2 protein-coding genes and 1 pseudogene are annotated in these 4083 nt (G+C 57.8%); all 3 read right to left on the bottom strand.

The annotated features are described in order from the left end of the window. Positions 1–736 (bottom strand): annotated as a pseudogene (locus HP547_RS27570) (hypothetical protein); the annotation flags it as partial. After that, positions 733–1254: a hypothetical protein gene (locus HP547_RS27565; RefSeq protein ID WP_172288604.1), complete on the bottom strand. Its 522-nt coding sequence runs from the start codon at positions 1252–1254 to the stop codon at positions 733–735. The gene HP547_RS27565 and the pseudogene HP547_RS27570, both read right to left, overlap by 4 nt. After that, on the bottom strand, positions 1251–4083 hold a 2833-nt coding region (locus HP547_RS27560), incomplete at its 5' end, for a hypothetical protein (protein WP_172288602.1). The genes HP547_RS27560 and HP547_RS27565, both read right to left, overlap by 4 nt.

Genomic DNA, 4083 nt, shown 5'->3' with positions numbered 1-4083 from the left:
GCACATCCCGATAGGTGAAGCGCCAACGTGCCTGGTTGGCCGTGGGCAGGGTGATCTCGCTGACCCGCAAGTCGCTACCGCTCAAGGTCATGCCATAGCGCGCCAGCGGGTCGCCGCCCGCGCCCCCGTAGGGATAGCACAGGATTTCGACGCGGCTGTTGCCCACACGCTGCAACGTCAGCAGTGTTTCATCCTCATCCCGCACCTCACTCAGCAGCACGTGACCGTTCTGAAAAGGCGTGTATTGCAGGTACAGCACATGGCCAAGCGGCGAATGCAGTTCGACGGGCAAGGCAACCTGGCCTGCGCCCGAGCCCATCGTTTTCAGCACCTCGACCAGGCCGGAGCGATGCTCCACACGGAAACGCTCGGCACCGTCGGGGCCTGCAGGTTCCGGGTACAGGTCGAAGTGCCGCAGCTTCTGCTCGCTCATTTCCAGGCGCCCGGTAGACGAGGAGGTACCGGTAATCTTGTAAGACTCACCACTGCTCAGCGTCACGAGGTTATTGCGCACTTGCGTAAGTTGCAGATTCCAGCCTTTGCCGAACCCGGAATCCTCGTTGTTCAACGGGCTGTAGAACAACGTCAGACCGAAATCCGGGCCCTGCAGGGCGTTGCCCTTCAATGCAGGCAGTTTGATGGACATGGTATATTGACCGGTACGCGGATCGACACCGGTTTCAATATAGGCAGAGAAATTGAAAGCGTTGGAGTGCACAGCGGTGGATGCGCTCATGGTCGCTCTCCCTCTGCGACAGAGGCGGAGCCTCCTGGCGCATAGACAACTGCGCAACTCAGCTCGCCTTCAATATTGCCGCTACTGTAGCGATCATGACTTTTAATCAGGCCCGGTTGAATGATAGTTCCTTCTTTCACGTCCACGAGATTTCGAATGTCTACCCACTTTGAGGTGGTGGGGTGCTTGATTGCCCGCACACCAAACGTCCAGTCCCCCCCCGAGCAACTCCGCTCGGATGATAAATGCACGTTCGTCGTGGACGGGACATCGACGAATCTGAAGAACGTCACAACGTCATTTTTACACACGGTATCGGACATTTTATTGAGTTTGTGTCCACTTTCCGGAATACCGATTGAGCATTGCCGGCCGCCAGGCATCTGCTCGCCATCCATCTTTTGCGCAAACTCGATTCTGGGATTGAGCTGCTTGGGCAAATTCGGTTGATCGGCCCAGGCAAAGCTACACACTGAGAGCAAACAGGCGAAAACGCTGTTCAAGGTTGTTGATTTCATACCGACTCCCCCGCATTCAAGTTAACCAGGCGAATGATCGAGTCATCGCCGGCCGTTGGCCGTGAAGGCACGCTGTGCACCAATACGTTTCGATCACCGATTGTGGTGGAAGGCAGATAATCGAGTTGCACCACATGGACATGCCCCAGTGCATCATGCAACTGCACGCGTAATGGCTTGGACAGTTTCGACAGCACGTTCGGATCAACCTCACCCAGCGCACGATTCATGTTTCGGTAGTTGGCGATCACCAACAGCCCCGCTTCGTATTCCGAGCGCACCGGGCGATGGTAATCTTCCGTCCCCAGCAGGTCCTTGATTCGTTTATCGAAAGAAACAGCAGTGGGTTCCGGCTCGCCATGATTCTGGAACATATATCCCGTGTAACTGTAGAAGCGCTCATTCGAGTAAGGGCTTTCCCAGCGAGCGATCGACGTGTTGACATCGCCCTCCTCATCACTCGCCTTGGATTTTATGAACTCCGCTGTATAGAAAGTCCCGCTCCGGTAGTCCAGCAACCAGTAGTCTTCAGTGACCGGGTGCAGGTCGAAGGCTTCATGTTGCGGGTCCACAGGGACGCCTGGAGGATCCATAACTGCACCACCACCAACCACACGCTTGCGAGTCAACGTATAATCGCTGGACTTGTACGGCTCCGGTGTCCGCACCTGAACCTCGATGGTGGCGTTGCGATGATCCGTGTCATTGGAATAAAACCACCTGCCACTCGCGGACTTGAAACCCGCGTAAAACACTTGCGACCCCGACGTTCCGCGGCGGTGCAGGTGGAGCGTCTGGCGTATGGTCCGGTCCTCCGGACCACGCGGCGTTGCAGATTGCATGGGGCCTTCATTGGCCAATACGAACCGGTTTTTTGTCAGGCTGGTACGCCAGACATTGCCATACTCCTTGCCGATTCCTTCCTCGTTGTCGCACAGGCTGGCAACTTTCTGCCCTGCGCGGTCGAAAAGCGTGAGCGTGCCAATTTCTGTCGGACTCAACTTGTAGTCCGCGCCATCCGCTTGCAAGGTTTCCACGGTGAACTCGACTTCCAGTTGCTGGAAGCCACTGGAGCCGACTGTCCCGCGCACGCCCTCGGGGCTTTTGCCAACCGTGACGGTGAAGCGCTGCAGTGCCACCCAGCTGCTCAGTGGCTTTACCGGCGTCTCTTTCAGCACGCTATAGCCCGATGCGAATACCACGCCATTGCGCACCACTTCACAGGCCACCACATTGGGTTGCTGTATGCCTTGTGTAGAGGCCGTGAACTGCCCCGATGGGGACACGTTGCCGGGGCCTGACAACATTCGCCAGCGCCGCTGTTCATTGGGCATGATGCGGTTCACTTCGCGCAGCTGGGTGGTGCCACCGAAGGCCTGTTTCGGCACGAAGGGTGGGTCGAGCGCCACCAGGGGCTGGTTGTGAACCAGAACGAGAGCAGTGCGATTCTGCTCCGCCGACTCGGCCTGCAGTTCCTGCACACTAAGGACTCGCCGCTGGGCTTGTCCACCCGGTACGAACCTTGATCGCCCGCCTCCCACATACGCCAGCTCGCCCAAAGGCTGGCCCAGCAATCGGAATCTGACCGGATCATTGCCCGCGTTCCACACATCTATCCCATTTGCACTCTGCCTGGGCTGATAGGCGCCAGCAACGGGCATCGCCAGTACCTGCGCGGACGTCACCAGCAAGCGAGCAGAGGCCTTGTAGGTATCGTCACCTTTCTTGAATTCCGCCGTGATGATGACGTTCAGCACATCCTCCCCTACCTCGTCCGCAGCGGGGGCAGTGTAGAGGCCATCGGCGTTGATCGTGCCATGCCCTTTATCGTCATGGCTTTGTGGATTGAGCGCTGACCAGGCGCTGGCTTTTTGCTTCTTGTCCTCGCCATCGTACAGTTCGAACTGATGCGTTTGGCCCGCCGGCACAACCGTACCCATGGCCGGCTTTACCTTCATGCTCATCAGCAACGGGTTTATATTGCCGAACAGGGCTCGATCCAGCGGCGTATGGTCTGCCGTTTTGACAAAGGCATTGAGTTCCGGAAACAGCAGGGTAGCGAGCAGCTCGAAGCCTTCAGCGGAAGCGTACTTCAACAAATCCTTGTTCAGCACCAGCGTGGCCGAATAGTCGCCTTCGGGGAGCAGATAAGGGTATGCGCCATCGGGCTGTTCGCCATCAGTAGCGTTGCCACGCAGGCGCATGAACACCAGCACTGCGCCATCACCGTAATTGTCTGCATTTCGTATACGTGCCCCGGGGGCCGCTTGGGTGCGCAGTATGAAGTTCGTAGGGGTCAACTCGTCATAACCGGCGAAGTCCACCGTGCCCAATTCAAACATCACGCAGCGCGCTGGCATGGCGCCTAGCCAATCTCCCAATGCCCTGTCCAGCTGTTGGTGGAGGTGGTCCTTGTCTTCCTCCTCATCATCGAAGAGCTTGCTGGTGAACTTCGCACCCTTGGCCAGATTCAGCGCGACCCGACCATAGGGGGCCACCTCACCGCGCACGGTCTGGAGGTCGACCTCCATTGTCAGCGAATGCCCCTGCGCTTCGGTGATTACATAGCTGCGCAGCAGTTCCCCGTTGAAGGTCAACGTGCCGCTGATGATGTTCAAGGTCAGCGTGGCCTTGGAGTCGCTGACCGAGGCGCTGCTGAATGACAACATCGGCGTGCCGAACTCGAGCCCTTCCACCGAGACTGTCTGACCCACCGCCTTGCGCTTGAGTATGTCGCTGAACGGTGGAAGAAAGTTGTTCTCCGCAAGACGTTGCAGATACTGCTGCTCCAGCAAACGATTGAGCTGGCGACGGCTGTACACCGCGACT

This window comes from Pseudomonas sp. CM27 (assembly GCF_013179515.1).
In the GTDB taxonomy this organism is placed as follows: domain Bacteria; phylum Pseudomonadota; class Gammaproteobacteria; order Pseudomonadales; family Pseudomonadaceae; genus Aquipseudomonas.
This window is presented reverse-complemented; position numbering and strand designations above follow the sequence as displayed.